Below are 14,178 nucleotides of genomic sequence, written 5' to 3' on the forward strand. Positions count from 1 at the left end.
ATGAGTAGACAATATTTTGGAACCGACGGTATTCGTGGTGAAGTAGGTAAAGGGGTTATTACCCCTGAGTTTGTCATGAAATTAGGTTGGGCCGTTGGTCGAGTATTATCTAGCCAAGGTACACATAAAGTTTTAATTGGTAAAGATACGCGTATTTCCGGTTATATGTTGGAGTCTGCACTAGAATCCGGTTTGTCTGCTGCAGGGGTAAATATTGGTTTATTAGGTCCTATGCCAACGCCTGCCATCGCTTACTTAAGCCGTACATTTAGAGCGGATGCAGGTATTGTTATTAGCGCATCACACAATCCTTACCAAGATAATGGTATTAAATTCTTCTCGCGCAATGGTACTAAGTTAGGGGATGAAATCGAATTAGCAATTGAAGCTGAAATCAACAAGCCTATGACGATTGTTGAGTCTTCTAAGTTAGGTAAAGCTAGGCGTATAGATGACGCAGCGGGTCGATATATCGAATTCTGTAAAAGTCGCTATCCGTCAGATATGTCTCTGAAAGGTTTAAAAATTGTTGTTGATTGTGCCAATGGTGCGACTTATCACATAGCGCCAAATGTTTTACGTGAACTTGGCGCTGAAGTGATTGAAATTGGTACGTCTCCGGATGGCGTCAATATCAATTTGAATTGTGGCGCAACCTCATTAAAAGCTTTGCAAGAAAAAGTATTAGAAACCCAAGCTGATGTAGGTTTTGCTTTAGATGGTGATGGTGACCGTTTAATGATGGTTGACCATAAAGGCAATGTAATTGATGGTGACCAATTAGTCTTTATTATTGCGCGTGATGCACTGCGCCGTGGTGAAATGCATGGTGGAGTTGTTGGTACTGTAATGAGCAACTTAGGCATGGAAATTGGTGTTAAGCGTTTAGGTATTCCATTTGCTCGTAGTAAAGTAGGCGACAGATACGTACTTGAATTATTACAACAAAACGGTTGGTACATAGGCGGTGAAAGCTCAGGTCATATTATCAATTTACATTCAACCTCTACTGGTGACGGTATTATTTCTGGTTTACAAGTTCTACGTGCAATGCAAACCTCAGAAATGTCCTTATATGAACTGAGTTTAGGTATGGATAAATATCCACAAACTCTAATCAATGTTCGATACGCGGATGGTCAAGAGCCATTAGAAACTGACTTAGTTAAACAAGCGGTTGCGGATGTAGAAGCAAGTTTAGGTGATACCGTGTACTGATGCGTAAATCCGGTACTGAGCCAGTTATTCGTGTTATGGTTGAGGGTGAAAATGCAACTCTAGTAGAAGATCATGCAAAATCAATTGCGTCAGCAGTTGAACAAGCGGTCAAATAATCTTCTGTTTTGATTTTTAATTGTAATTTTTCTTGTAACCATGTCAGATGATAGTTACAATCTCGGCCGCTTTTAGACGGAGTGGTTATGACAAGACGCAAGCCAGTTGTTGCAGCTAACTGGAAAATGAATGGTAGCAGACAGTTAGTTGACAGTTTGCTACAACAAATTAAACAGTCAGGTGTCGACCAACAGTTGGATGTAGTGCTTAGTCCACCGGCAACTTTATATAGTTATGTTGATAATGCGATTAAGCAGCTAGATGTGAATGTTTTTCTAGCTGCACAAAATATCAATGAATTAGACTGCGGTGCTTACACAGGTGAAATATCCGCCCATTTAGCCAAAGAAAGTGGTTGTAATTGGGTGATTTGTGGCCACTCTGAAAGACGTTCATTGTTTAACGAAAGTTCTAAAACAACGGCGCAGAAATTTATTAAAGCACAAAGTTTAGGTATGAAGCCGGTACTTTGTGTTGGTGAAACCACAGAAGAGCATGAACAAGGTAAAACATATTCGCGTTTAACTGCGCAAATTGAAACCATTCTGCACTTAGGTGGGATAGATGCGATTAAAGATTGTATCATAGCTTATGAGCCAATTTGGGCTGTAGGCACAGGTAAACCAGCATCACCAAAACTAGCTCAAGAAGTGCATAGATTTATTCGAGGCATGATTGGTGCAATTTGTGCTGAAACAGCACAAAGTATACGTATTTTATACGGTGGAAGTGTAACCCCTGATAACGCTGATGTTATGTTTAGTCAGCCAGATATTGATGGTGGTTTAATTGGTGGTGCCAGTTTGGTTCCAGAAAAATTTATAAAAATATGTCAAGCGGCTTTGGTGAAATAGATGTTTGAAGTTTTAATTTTTGTATACATAGTAGTATCGGTTGCCTTAATTGGATTTATTTTAATTCAGCAAGGTAAAGGTGCTGATATGGGCGCTTCTTTTGGCTCAGGTGGTTCAAGTACTGTATTTGGTTCTTCAGGTGCGGGTAACTTTTTAACTAAATCCACTTCAGTATTAGCAACAATCTTTTTTATCTTATGTTTGTTATTAGGCGGCATGTCAGCGAAAAAAGCTGAAACGACTGATGAGTTTTCAGATTTGCAAGCACCTGCTGTTGAGCAGAGTGTAAATGAAGAGATCCCTGCTGCTGAACAAGCAACTAACGAGATCCCTGAATAAAAGCAAATTTGCTTTTGCCGTGGTGGTGGAATTGGTAGACACGCCATCTTGAGGGGGTGGTGAGCTTAGCTCGTGCGGGTTCAAGTCCCGCCCACGGCACCAAATATAAAAAAGTAACACCGGTGCAAGTATTAGGTTTGAATTTAACAATTTGAATCACTATAATGCTTGCCATTGACGCGGGGTGGAGCAGCTTGGTAGCTCGTCGGGCTCATAACCCGAAGGTCGTTGGTTCAAATCCAGCCCCCGCAACCAACCGGTTTTATTTATGTGTTTGAGAAGCCCCGGTCGCAAGTTCGGGGCTTTTTATTTTGTGTTTTGAAAAATCAGAGGTCATTTTGTCAAAACAAGATATCAAGCTTGATAGCCTAGTTGCTCAAGCTGTAGCTGTTACAGGCTTTACCTTTTGGGGTTTAGAGTTCTTCCGAGCGGGGAAAAACTCAGTCTTGAGAGTTTATATTGACCATGAAAATGGCATTGGTGTTGATGATTGCGCTGAGGTGAGCCGCCAAGTTGGCTCAATGCTGGATGTAGAAGATCCAATTAGCGGCGAATATGTCTTAGAAGTTTCTTCGCCGGGTATGGATAGAGTCTTGTTTAAAGCTGAGCAATATCCAGCTTATGTAGGCGCAAAGTTAAACGTCAAAACCAAAATGCCAATTGAAGGGCGCCGTAAATTTAGCGGCAAACTAAATAGCATTGAAAATAACTGCATCGTATTGGAAGTTGACGATGCAGAGTATGAGATTCCATTTAAAAATATTGAAAAGGCACAAGTAGTTCCACAATTCTAGGAACACTGGTAGCGAGGCTGAATAATGAACAAAGAGATCTTGTTAGTAGCGGAAGCTGTATCAAATGAAAAAGCGGTTCCTCGTGAGAAAATTTTCCAAGCGTTGGAATCGGCTATATCTATGGCCACTAAGAAAAAGTACGAAGGTGATATCGAAATTCGTGTGAGTATCGACCGTAAAACCGGTGACTTTGTTACTTTCCGTCGTTGGATGGTGGTTGAAGACACAGGTAATCGTTTAGAAAACCCATTTTCTGAAATTGGTTTAGAAGCGGCGCAATACGAAAATCCAGAAATTCAATTAGGCGAATATGTAGAAGAAGAAATCGAATCTATTGAATTTGACCGTATTACGACACAAACAGCTAAACAAGTAATAGTACAAAAAGTACGTGAAGCTGAGCGCGCACAAATCGTTGAAGAATACGAAGAAAAAGTTGGTGAACTTTTAACTGGTGTGGTGAAAAAATCAGGTCGTGAAGGTGTGATTTTAGATTTAGGCAGCAACGCTGAAGCTATTATTCGTCGTGAAGAATTATTACCACGCGAAACTTTCCGTCCAGGCGACCGTGTTCGTGGTTTATTATTTGATATCAAACCAGAAGCGCGTGGCCCACAATTAATGATGAGCCGTACTCGTCCTGAAATGCTAGTTGAACTATTCCGTATCGAAGTACCAGAAATTGGTGAAGAAATGTTGGAAATTCGTTCGGCAGCTCGTGATCCAGGTTCACGTGCAAAAATCGCGGTTAAAACTAACGACAAGCGTATTGACCCAGTGGGTGCTTGTGTTGGTATGCGTGGTTCACGTGTTCAAGCTGTTTCAAGTGAACTAGATGGTGAGCGTATTGATATTGTGTTGTTTGACGACAACCCTGCTCAATACGTAATCAATGCTATGGCGCCAGCTGATGTTGCATCAATTATTGTTGATGAAGACAAAGGCACTATGGATATCGCTGTGGAAGCGGATAACTTAGCTCAAGCAATTGGACGCAGCGGGCAGAATGTAAGACTAGCGAGTCAATTGACTGGTTGGGAACTCAATGTGATGACAGTCGCGGATATGAACGAGAAACATCAGGCAGAGAATGACAAGTTAATGTCATTGTTTGTTGACAAACTCGACATTGATGAAGACTTTGCCACTGTATTGGTAGAAGAAGGATTCTCTAGCTTAGAGGAAATTGCATACGTACCAGTGAACGAATTACTGGATATTGAAGGATTTGATGAAGACATTGTTGAAGAGCTTCGTACCCGAGCTAAAGCAGCTTTAACAACTATGGCTTTAGCAAATGAAGAATCATTAGAAAACACCGAGCCAGCTGAAGATTTACTGGCGCTAGACGGTCTTGACCGCCATACAGCATTTGTTTTAGCCAGCAAAGGCGTGTGTACCTTAGAAGACTTAGCCGAGCAGGGGATTGACGATATCTCTGATTTAGAAGGCTTAGATGAGAAAAGCGCAGGTGAATTAATCATGAAAGCCCGTAACATTTGTTGGTTTGGTGGCGAGAACGAAGCTGAATAAATCGGCGGAGGTAGAACTGAATGTCAGAAGTTTCGATAGATAAACTTGCCGCAGACGTAGGTACATCGGTTGATAAGCTAGTACAGCAATTTGCTGAAGCTGGTATTAATAAAACAGCAGATAGCCAAGTAACTGAGCAAGAAAAACAAACATTATTGACGCATTTAAGCAAATACCATGGTGGTGAAGAGCCTACTTCACAACCAAGTAAAATGACTTTGCAACGAAAAACCAAAAGCACATTGAGTGTTGCTGGTAATCATGGCAAAGCTAAGTCAGTACAAGTTGAAGTACGCAAAAAGCGTACTTATGTAAAAGCGAGCGCTGTAGAAGCTGAGAAAGCAGCAGAAGAGCAAGCGAAACGCGAAGCTGAAGAAGCCGCTAAAAAAGCAGCAGAAGAGCAAGCAAAGCGCGAAGCTGAAGAAGCTGCGAAAAAAGCTGCAGAAGCTAAAGCTAAGCAAGAAGCTGAAGAAAAAGCCAAACGTGAAGCAGAGGCTCCACAAGCTGAAGTAACAGCGAAAGAAGCTGATAAAGCAGTTAAAACTGAAGCGAAAAAAGCGCCAAAACACGTAGAGACTGAAGAAGAAATTGCTTTACGCAAGAAAAAAGAAGAAGAAGAGCGCAAAAAAGTTGAAGCTGAAGCGGCACGTATTGCTGAAGAAGCTAAGCGTTTAGCTGAAGAGAACGCTGAGCGTTGGGCTGCTGAAGAAGCGCGTCGTAAAGAAGAAGAGAAGAAAGAAGTGCATAGCCATTCTTCTCGTTACGCACAAGAAGCTGAAGCTGAAGCTGACCGTCGCGAAGAAAAAGGTTCACGTCGTCGTAAGAAGAAAACTTCTAAGAAAGACGAAGAAGCGCAAGCACAGGCGAGTAGTCGTGCTGTTAAAGGTAAACGCAAAAAAATTGCTACGCCTAAAAACATGCAACACAGCTTCCAAAAACCAGTTGCACCAACTCAACATGAAGTTCGTGTTGGCGAAACCATTACTGTTGCAGACTTAGCTGCAAAAATGGCAGTAAAAGGCACAGAAGTCATCAAAGTTATGATGAAAATGGGTGCTATGGTGACGATTAACCAAGTTATCGATCAAGAAACTGCATTGTTAGTTATCGATGAAATGGGTCACGTTGGTAAAGCGGTTAGCGAAAACGCGTTAGAAGAAGATTTATTGGCAAACCGTGGTGAGCAGACTGAAATCCGTCGTCGTCCACCTGTTGTGACTGTAATGGGTCACGTTGACCACGGTAAAACGTCATTACTTGATTATATTCGTCGTGCAAAAGTTGCATCTGGCGAAGCTGGTGGTATTACTCAGCATATTGGTGCATACCACGTTGAAACAGACCAAGGTATGATTTCATTCTTAGATACCCCTGGTCACGCCGCGTTTACCGCTATGCGTGCTCGTGGTGCTAAAGCAACTGATATCGTAGTGCTTGTTGTTGCAGCAGACGATGGTGTAATGCCACAAACCGTTGAGGCTGTTCAGCACGCTAAAGCAGCTGGTGTGCCTTTAGTTGTTGCTGTGAACAAGATAGATAAAGAAGAATCAGATCCGGATCGTGTTAAAAACGAATTAGCGCAACATGACGTAATCCCAGAAGACTGGGGCGGTGATGTGCAGTTCTGTCACGTATCGGCAAAATCAGGTCAAGGTGTTGATGAGTTATTAGAAGCGATTCTATTACAATCTGAAATGCTTGATCTTGACGCGGTTCACGAAGGTTTAGCATCAGGTGTGGTTATTGAATCAAAACTTGATAAAGGTCGTGGTCCAGTTGCAAGTATCTTAGTTCAGTCTGGTAGCTTGAAAAAAGGTGACATCATTTTATGTGGTTTAGAGTACGGTCGTATCCGTGCGATGAAAGACGAAAATGGTGTAGACATAGAAGAAGCTGGCCCATCTATCCCAGTTGAGATTTTAGGTCTTTCTGGTGTACCAGCAGCGGGTGATGAAGCCACTGCGGTTAAAGATGAGAAAAAAGCACGTGAAGTATCACTTAAACGTCAAGGTAAATTCCGTGAAGTTAAGTTAGCACGTCAGCAGAAAGCTAAGTTAGAGAATATGTTCTCTAATATGACTGAAGGTGATGTTAAAGAGCTTAACATAGTACTTAAGTCTGACGTTCAAGGTTCACTTGAAGCAATTTCTGACTCGTTAACTAAACTGTCGACTGAAGAAGTTAAAGTTAAAATTATCGGTAGCGGTGTTGGTGGTATTACTGAAACTGACGCAACATTAGCTGCAGCTTCACAAGCGATTATCTTAGGTTTCAACGTTCGTGCTGATGCAACTGCGCGCCGTACCATTGAAACTGAATCGGTTGAACTTCGTTATTACAGTGTTATTTATGACCTAATTGACGAAGTTAAGAAAGCTATGACTGGTATGTTAGAGCCTGAATTTAAACAGGAAATTATCGGTCTTGCTGAGGTTCGTGATGTGTTCCGTTCACCTAAGATTGGCGCGATTGCTGGATGTATGGTTACTGAAGGTGTTGTGAAACGTAATAACCCAATCCGTGTATTACGTGAAAACGTAGTAATTTACGAAGGTGAATTAGAATCACTACGTCGCTTTAAAGATGACGTTGGCGAAGTTCGTAACGGTACTGAATGTGGTATCGGCGTTAAGAACTACAACGACGTTAAAGTCGGCGATATGATTGAAGTATTTGAAATCGTTGAAGTTAAACGCGAACTATAATCCTTCAGTTATTGTAGGTAACGTATTTAAAGGGGCCTAAGGCCCCTTTTTGCGCTCAATATCAATAGAGTTTAAGAAGTTTATGGCAAGAGAGTTTTCCAGAGCCGATAGAGTTGCTCAACAAGTGCAAAAAGAAACTGCACAAATTTTACAACGTGAACTTAAAGACCCACGTGTAGGCATGGTGACCATTTCTGAAGTGGAAGTGTCACGCGATTTAGCTTACGCAAAAATCTTTATTTCGTCTTTATTGCAAGATGAAGAAAAAGCTAAAACCAGTGTTAAACAATTAAACGAATTAGCACCTTATATCCGTTCTTTGTTGGCCAAACGTTTGCGCATGCGCCACGTTCCTTCAATTAAATTTGTCTTGGATACCAGTTTAAATGAAGGTATTCGTATGTCTGAGTTGGTTGATAAAGCGGTGAAAACTGATAAACAAAAATCAGATCAGTTTAATTCTGCAGATACAGAACAAGCGCAAGACGACGAGCAAGCTAAAGATTAATCGTAATAAGTAGTAGATAGCTAGAGGATTATTGTGGCGAATAAACGCACATTTATAGATATTAATGGCATTGTTTTATTAGATAAGCCACAAGACATCAGTTCAAATAAAGCGCTGCAAACTGTGCGCTTTTTATACACAGCAAAAAAAGCAGGGCATACAGGTGCGCTTGATCCGTTAGCGACTGGTTTATTACCTATCTGTTTTGGTGAAGCAACTAAGTTTAGTCAGTTTCTATTGGATGCGGATAAAACTTATCAAGTAACAGCTAAGCTTGGTGAACGTACTACAACTTCTGATTCTGAAGGTGAAGTGGTTGAAACGCGTGACGTGACTTGTGACGAGGCGCAAATTCGCCAAATGGTTGGAAGTTTTGTTGGGGTACAAGATCAGCAACCTTCTATTTATTCAGCATTAAAATATCAAGGTAAACCTTTGTATTTTTATGCACGTCAGGGCATTGATGTACCTAGACCGATTCGTCAAATTGACATTTTTTCTATCACAATCGATGAAATTGCCTTACCTAATGTGAAGATGACAGTACATTGTTCAAAAGGTACTTATATCCGCACCTTAGTGGATGATTTAGGCGAGAAGCTAGGTTGTGGGGCGCATGTTATTCAATTGCGTCGAACTCAAGTAACTGGCTTTGACGGCTTACCTATGTTCGATTTGCCTACCTTACAAGCTATGAGCGAAGCTGAGTTGGCGGAAAAATTGTTGCCTATGGATGCAGGTATTCAGCATATTCCAGTTATTCAGTTAACCGATGAGTTGGCAGATAGATTTAGCAATGGTCAACGTATCAAATGGTTGGAAGGCGACTTAGGCACGTATCGTGTTTATCGCGAGTCGACTAATTCTATGTTGGGTGTTGCTGAGCTTGAAGAAAATCGTAATTTGCAGCCGAAAAGATTAGTGAGTCAGAATTAGTTACTGAATTCTTGGTTGCTGCTGATTTGGTGGTAACTAAGGTCAAGCTGATAGTGATATTTTTCGCATAATCGCTGCAAGGCCATCCATGGCCCGCTCTCAAACGGTATCCCTACCGATTGGAAGTTTTGCGAAAAACAATCACCACCACCTTTCCTAACATAGCGTTGCTGTAAACACTTCCATGTACGCTTCGCTTTTTCATCCCTGAAAAAGAGATTTTGCTCTAAGTCATTGCTCTAGCACTTTCCCGGATTCCAGTTCACGTAAGCACTATCGGCACTACAGAAATTGTGCCGTATACAAAGGTACTCAAAAATCGATAGCGCTACGAGGTTTAGCGACACCCTAGTATGACAGAGCCAACTGGAATGCTGATTTCCCAAAACTTCAAACGTCTGGGACGACGTTTGGGAGCGACCATGGAGGGGCACAGCGATTTTGGGAAATTATGCTTGCAGTGGGCTTTTTAGCTCGGAGGTTAAAGCGCTGCTAGTACAGTGCTATATGCGGAAATCACTAGAGCATAACTATCGCAAAAACGCTGTAAATACTTCCATGTACGCTTCGCTTTTTCATCCATGAAAAAGAGATTTTGCTCTAAGTCATTGCTCTAGCACTTTCCTTAAATTGTGCCGTCGTAAACTTTTTTATTTCCTTTTATCAGTATTCTATTGTTCAACAGACGAATGTTAATCCACAGGATTTAGCGACACCCTAGTATGATGATAGAGCCAACTGGAATGCTGATTCCCAAAACTTCAAACGTCAGGGATGACGTTTGGGAGCGACCATGGATGGTGCACAGCGCTTTTGGGAAATTATGCTTCCAGTGGGCGACAATTCGCCAAAGCTTTTAGCGGCGCTATCTTTGTGGCGGCTCCTAAGCAAGATATACCAACAATGCGCGATATTTAAAATCTTGCAAAATCACACGCCCTTGACCACAGCAATACAAACCAATACGTAAACTTAAAAAGCCACCAAATACATTATGGTTAATACCAGCCACCTCCATTCTAGTAGGATGACGCTGCCAACTAGCGCCATTATCTGTCGAATAATGGTAAGTAATTACATTGTTATCATTGGTTAAACGCATCTTAAGTTGCTTAGATTTATTTGGAATTCGCGCCCACGGATGCTCTTCAGCATATTGAAAACTCTTGATTGAATTGCCATCAGCGCCCATGCCAACAAATGCTTTATGGTTATAAAACAGCAATAAACCGGCTTCGGCTTTGTCCTCAAGCATCATAGAAACTTCAACTTGATAACTTCTATCTACCGCATTACAAACCATAGGCGAAGAATTACTTGGGTTGGTGCCAGCTGCAACCAAGCTCAAAGCAGATTTTGAATTGAAGCTGCTATAATTTATGCGTTCTAATTCATTGTTGCTTGGCTTATGAAAAGCCCACTGCAAACCAAACTTATTAGTTGAAAAATCATCTGAGCGCGCCAATCCATTTTTAACGCCACGAATATTGGCCGGCTTTTTCATTGGTTGTGATAAGTCACCCCCTTTAGCTTTAAACCAGCCATCATCAGTCCATTCGATTGGCTCTAATAAGGTTTGTCTGCCCAAAGTTCTAAAGCCATTTTCATAACCGTGGTAAATCATCCACCAATCTTTATTTGGCCCTTCAATTAAAGTTGCATGCCCGCGTGACCACCAAGGTTCTTCAGTCGACTGACTGCGCACTAGTGGATTATGTGGGCAATGCTCCCATGGACCATGGATGGATTTAGACCGCGCGGCGATTACCATATGGCCAGTCACTGGGCCAGCTGTGCCACCAACTGCTGTGACTAAATAAAAATAGTCTTTATAACGCGTTATTTTAGGTCCTTCAGGAGCAAAATTTTCGGTTATCCAATGGTCAGGATAAACCCAAGGTTGGTAGGCAGGTTCAACTTTTCCATCTGTTTCCAAACCATTGTCTTTGAGTTTTATTTTTCTAATGCCATTTACAAACAAATAGCGTTTGCCATCTTCACCCACGGCATGGCCTGGATCGATACAACCATCTATATGTAGGTTAATTGGCTCGCTCCAAGGGCCTGCAATATTATCGGCCCAAATAACGTAAGTTCCCCAAGGTTTGCCCGCAGGAGCGGCCGGTATGTAGATATAATATCTATCTTGGTGTTTACAAATATCCAGTGCCCATACTGTGCCTATGTTGGTATGCAAAGCTGGGCCAATCGGCGTCCAGTTCACTAAGTCTTTTGAATGCCAGATAACAATGCCTGGGTAGTTATCAAACGATGAAAACGTCATGTAATAATCTTCACCATCTTTTAAAACAGTCGGATCTGGGTAATCACCCGGCATAATTGGGTTTAAGTAATAACCATTGCCTAAATCTGCTTGGCGCTGACCTTCAATCCCTTTTGGCCAGCTTGGCTGGTTTGCTTTAGCTGCTGTATTGTCACAACCTTTTGATGCTGGCGCTGAAAATGCACTGATAGGTGATAATAAACTTGAAGCGACAACAGATTTTAATAAAGTTCTTTTATCGATATTAGTCATGTGATTTCTCTTAGTGCTTTCTCTTGGTAGTTAGTTGTAAGGACTTAGCGGCAAACCCGCTTGTTTACCTCGTAACAAGGCATCTATGGTATTTTGTTCAAAAACTTTGTTATTGTGACGGTCGAAAATACCTGAATTAAAGTTATCTAAGCTGCCGTTATCCCAAAAGAACGGAATTAAGCCATATATAAAAGCCTGCTCGACTACAAACTCATGGTAATAATCTCGAGAGGTGTTGTGTAATGCTTGTTGCTCGGCAGCTAATTCGCTACGGCGCATCGCCGAATATTCACCAAGTAATACTGGAATGCCAGCATCAACAAACTGACTTTTCATTAGGGCGAACATTTGTTCGACAAAAGCTTCTTCACCCCAAGTTGGGTTATACTCAGTGTCGGTGGTTGAATAGTTGTCTTTGCCCCAATAATAAAATGGATTGCCCCAAGTTTCTGGTTCGCGCATCATCACAAAATTGAACGGGCTATAAAAATGCACTTCCATCATTAACCTATCGGCGACAGTGTCTGTTGGCATTTTTGTCCATAGATTGTTGGTTTTTTCTATATCAGTGACTGGCCCTTGCACAACCAATACTCTGTAAGCATTTTTGCCGCCGGTCGCTCTAACAGTATCAACAAAAGTTTGGTGATAGCTGTCTAATACTGCCATTTGAGCTGCGGTTTCGACTGCTGGTTCGTTGGCACTGGCAAATAATAATCTTTCATCAAAGTCGCGCAGGTGTGTAGCAATTTGTTGCCAAAATGCTTGTTGTTTAGCATTTACTGCTTGCTGGTATTGAGGCTCTATATGGTTTTCTAACCAACCGCCATCCCAATGAACATTTATTAATACATATAAATCCTTGTTGATACTTTGCTGCACCACAAGTTTTACTCGGTCAAGCCATTGTTGACTGATTTCGGCTGTATCTTGATTCGCGTATTGGTTCCAAGCAATTGGAATGCGTACCGCATTAAAACCACTTTGTTTAACGAGTTGCAGTAACTCATCTGAAACTATTGGGTTACCCCAAGCCGTTTCACTGCCTAGAGCTTCCATGGTATTACCTATGTTCCAGCCTAAATGAATTTTGCCAGCGAGCTCCATGGCATTGCTTGGCATGCCGCTGCTATCAGCCGCTAATGGATTGGTATTATAGTTTGGGTATTGCAGCGAATTAGTATCTTCTGGTGTGTTTGGTTCTGTTGGTTGTTCGGGTTGTTGTTCAGTTGGAATTTGTTCGACCACCGAAGTTTTTGTTTGTGTACTACCGCCGCCACACGCAAGTATTAAAAACAGGCAGGTTATTATGCTACTGAGTTGGATTATTTTTTTGATCATCTTTGTTAGCTAGTTATTGTTAGGAGCTAACACAATAATAGAATGAGTAACTGACCGTTATTCCGTAAAGGGGTTAAAGTAAAATTTATCTAATAATGTTAGTTTTTATGCAGATTTTTTTATATTCACAGCTCCTAACGCATATAGCTTTTAAAAGATTTTGGTGTGCAGGCGTATTCTTCTTTAAATAATTTATTAAAGTAAGAGACGTTTTTATAACCAACGGCAAAGGCAATTTCTGCGACGTTAGCATCCACTTTATTGGTTAATAATCTGGCTGCTTCAGTTAAACGAACTTTATTTAAATAACCGGTAAAAGTTAAACCTAATTCATCTTTTAAAAGCTCATTTACTTTGCCGCGGTTTAAACCTGTTTGTGTACATACTAACTCTAAGTTGAGTTCACAGTTTGTATAATGCGTGGCGATATAATTAAACAAAGCTTGTTTGTCTTTTTCTGTGTGGCTGGTGATCTCAAGTTGCTGGTAGGCAACAACAGGTCGTTCTTTTAAGATCTTATTTTTCAGTTCAAAAGTGAGCGCTTTGGTATAATTTTTAAACAACCAAAAACCATAAATAAACAGGGTTAGTATTAATACAACTGCGAGTACATAGAGGTACAACCAATTTTCGCCGGTTAAGGTCAGATGGTTAATTTGCACTTGGGCATTCTCACCAATAGGGCTTTGTCTTGTGCTGCCAAATTGTATTTTGGCTACTTTATTCAAGTTGTAGTTGTTGGAGTCGAGTTTTTGCTCAAACATTTCAAGCCACCAATCGTGCAAATCTAAGTGAGTTAAATCTATTTCGACTTGCCGCCATTGCGGCCCACATGAAAAATAACTCGACGGTGCGCGATAACTTAAATAGTTGTCTTTGGTTGTTAGTTGCTCATCAACGGTAAATACAATAAATGTCAGTACATTGGCAGGTGAACATTTAACATTGAAGCGCAATAGGTTATAGCTAGATAAATCAATCGTATCTGATTGTTGGACTGCATTGCGCAATTCTATTGCTAATGAAGCCGAAGGGTAGTCGACGCCATTTTGCACATGCATTGTGTAGTCTAAACTAAATTGGTCGTCGTTTAGTTTAGCTGTTGATTGACCACCTCGGCTGCTATCTGATTCTACATAGGCAGACCAATTTATTGCGCTCTGCGCTTTTGGTAATAAAGCTGAGTGGACAAATGTTTTGTTAATCAAAAAGGCACTAATGGCGATGCAAACAATCAGCATGGCCACTAGAGAGATAAATGCCTTTTTATAAAAATCTAACATCAGTCCTGTTTACT

Annotated in this window: 10 protein-coding genes, 2 tRNA genes and 1 pseudogene; 10 read left to right on the plus strand and 3 right to left on the minus strand. The window is 41.2% G+C overall.

What is annotated here, in order from left to right; translation table 11 throughout:
* The 10 genes and pseudogenes from glmM to truB all read left to right on the plus strand — a co-directional run bounded on the left by glmM (position 1) and on the right by truB (position 9,004).
* Positions 1 to 1,334 (plus strand): annotated as a pseudogene (glmM, locus tag ACMZOO_RS13540) (phosphoglucosamine mutase).
* A gap of 87 nt (positions 1,335 to 1,421) precedes the next feature.
* Entirely contained in the window at positions 1,422 to 2,189 is a 768-nt protein-coding gene (gene tpiA, locus ACMZOO_RS13545; RefSeq protein WP_016954100.1) for a triose-phosphate isomerase, read from the plus strand.
* Positions 2,190 to 2,528 (plus strand): preprotein translocase subunit SecG, encoded by a 339-nt coding sequence (secG, locus tag ACMZOO_RS13550; protein WP_016954101.1) that lies wholly within the window; start codon positions 2,190 to 2,192, stop codon positions 2,526 to 2,528.
* 16 nt (positions 2,529 to 2,544) lie between these two features.
* Positions 2,545 to 2,630 (plus strand) — tRNA-Leu (locus ACMZOO_RS13555).
* Between the two features lie 76 nt (positions 2,631 to 2,706).
* Positions 2,707 to 2,783: transfer RNA gene (locus ACMZOO_RS13560), tRNA-Met, on the plus strand.
* A gap of 83 nt (positions 2,784 to 2,866) precedes the next feature.
* The gene (gene rimP, locus ACMZOO_RS13565; protein WP_026016601.1) at positions 2,867 to 3,322 is read left to right on the plus strand and encodes a ribosome maturation factor RimP; all 456 of its coding nucleotides are present in this window, start codon (positions 2,867 to 2,869) and stop codon (positions 3,320 to 3,322) included.
* A gap of 24 nt (positions 3,323 to 3,346) precedes the next feature.
* On the plus strand, positions 3,347 to 4,855 hold the full coding sequence (gene nusA, locus ACMZOO_RS13570; RefSeq protein WP_016954103.1) for a transcription termination factor NusA: 1,509 nt from the start codon (positions 3,347 to 3,349) through the stop codon (positions 4,853 to 4,855).
* 20 nt (positions 4,856 to 4,875) lie between these two features.
* Entirely contained in the window at positions 4,876 to 7,560 is a 2,685-nt protein-coding gene (gene infB / locus ACMZOO_RS13575; protein ID WP_440903863.1) for a translation initiation factor IF-2, read from the plus strand.
* Positions 7,561 to 7,642: 82 nt separating this feature from the next.
* Positions 7,643 to 8,068, plus strand: coding sequence for a 30S ribosome-binding factor RbfA (rbfA, locus tag ACMZOO_RS13580; protein ID WP_440903864.1), 426 nt, complete (start codon positions 7,643 to 7,645; stop codon positions 8,066 to 8,068).
* 33 nt (positions 8,069 to 8,101) lie between these two features.
* The gene (gene truB / locus ACMZOO_RS13585; protein ID WP_440903865.1) at positions 8,102 to 9,004 is read left to right on the plus strand and encodes a tRNA pseudouridine(55) synthase TruB; all 903 of its coding nucleotides are present in this window, start codon (positions 8,102 to 8,104) and stop codon (positions 9,002 to 9,004) included.
* Positions 9,005 to 9,887: 883 nt separating this feature from the next.
* Here truB and ACMZOO_RS13590 read toward each other — a convergent pair.
* The 3 genes from ACMZOO_RS13590 to ACMZOO_RS13600 all read right to left on the minus strand — a co-directional run bounded on the left by ACMZOO_RS13590 (position 9,888) and on the right by ACMZOO_RS13600 (position 14,164).
* A complete protein-coding gene (locus ACMZOO_RS13590; RefSeq protein ID WP_440903866.1) occupies positions 9,888 to 11,540 on the minus strand; it encodes a family 43 glycosylhydrolase in 1,653 nt (550 codons plus the stop codon).
* Between the two features lie 30 nt (positions 11,541 to 11,570).
* Complete coding sequence (locus ACMZOO_RS13595; protein WP_440903867.1) at positions 11,571 to 12,881, minus strand: glycoside hydrolase family 5 protein; 1,311 nt, start codon at positions 12,879 to 12,881, stop codon at positions 11,571 to 11,573.
* A 134-nt stretch (positions 12,882 to 13,015) separates the two neighbouring features.
* Positions 13,016 to 14,164 carry a helix-turn-helix domain-containing protein gene (locus ACMZOO_RS13600; RefSeq protein ID WP_440903868.1) on the minus strand — a complete coding sequence of 383 codons (1,149 nt, stop codon included), beginning with the start codon at positions 14,162 to 14,164 and terminating at the stop codon, positions 13,016 to 13,018.
* Between the last annotated feature and the right edge of the window lie 14 nt (positions 14,165 to 14,178).

Source organism: Catenovulum sp. SX2, from assembly GCF_052056295.1.
Lineage (GTDB): Bacteria > Pseudomonadota > Gammaproteobacteria > Enterobacterales > Alteromonadaceae > Catenovulum.

Coding starts and splice junctions, on each gene's coding strand:
- tpiA (WP_016954100.1), top strand. CDS start 1,422: ATGACAAGACGCAAGCCAGTTGTTGCAGCTAACTGGAAAATGAATGGT.
- secG (WP_016954101.1), top strand. CDS start 2,190: ATGTTTGAAGTTTTAATTTTTGTATACATAGTAGTATCGGTTGCCTTA.
- nusA (WP_016954103.1), top strand. CDS start 3,347: ATGAACAAAGAGATCTTGTTAGTAGCGGAAGCTGTATCAAATGAAAAA.
- infB (WP_440903863.1), top strand. CDS start 4,876: ATGTCAGAAGTTTCGATAGATAAACTTGCCGCAGACGTAGGTACATCG.
- rbfA (WP_440903864.1), top strand. CDS start 7,643: ATGGCAAGAGAGTTTTCCAGAGCCGATAGAGTTGCTCAACAAGTGCAA.
- ACMZOO_RS13590 (WP_440903866.1), bottom strand. CDS start 11,540: ATGACTAATATCGATAAAAGAACTTTATTAAAATCTGTTGTCGCTTCA.
- ACMZOO_RS13595 (WP_440903867.1), bottom strand. CDS start 12,881: ATGATCAAAAAAATAATCCAACTCAGTAGCATAATAACCTGCCTGTTT.
- ACMZOO_RS13600 (WP_440903868.1), bottom strand. CDS start 14,164: ATGTTAGATTTTTATAAAAAGGCATTTATCTCTCTAGTGGCCATGCTG.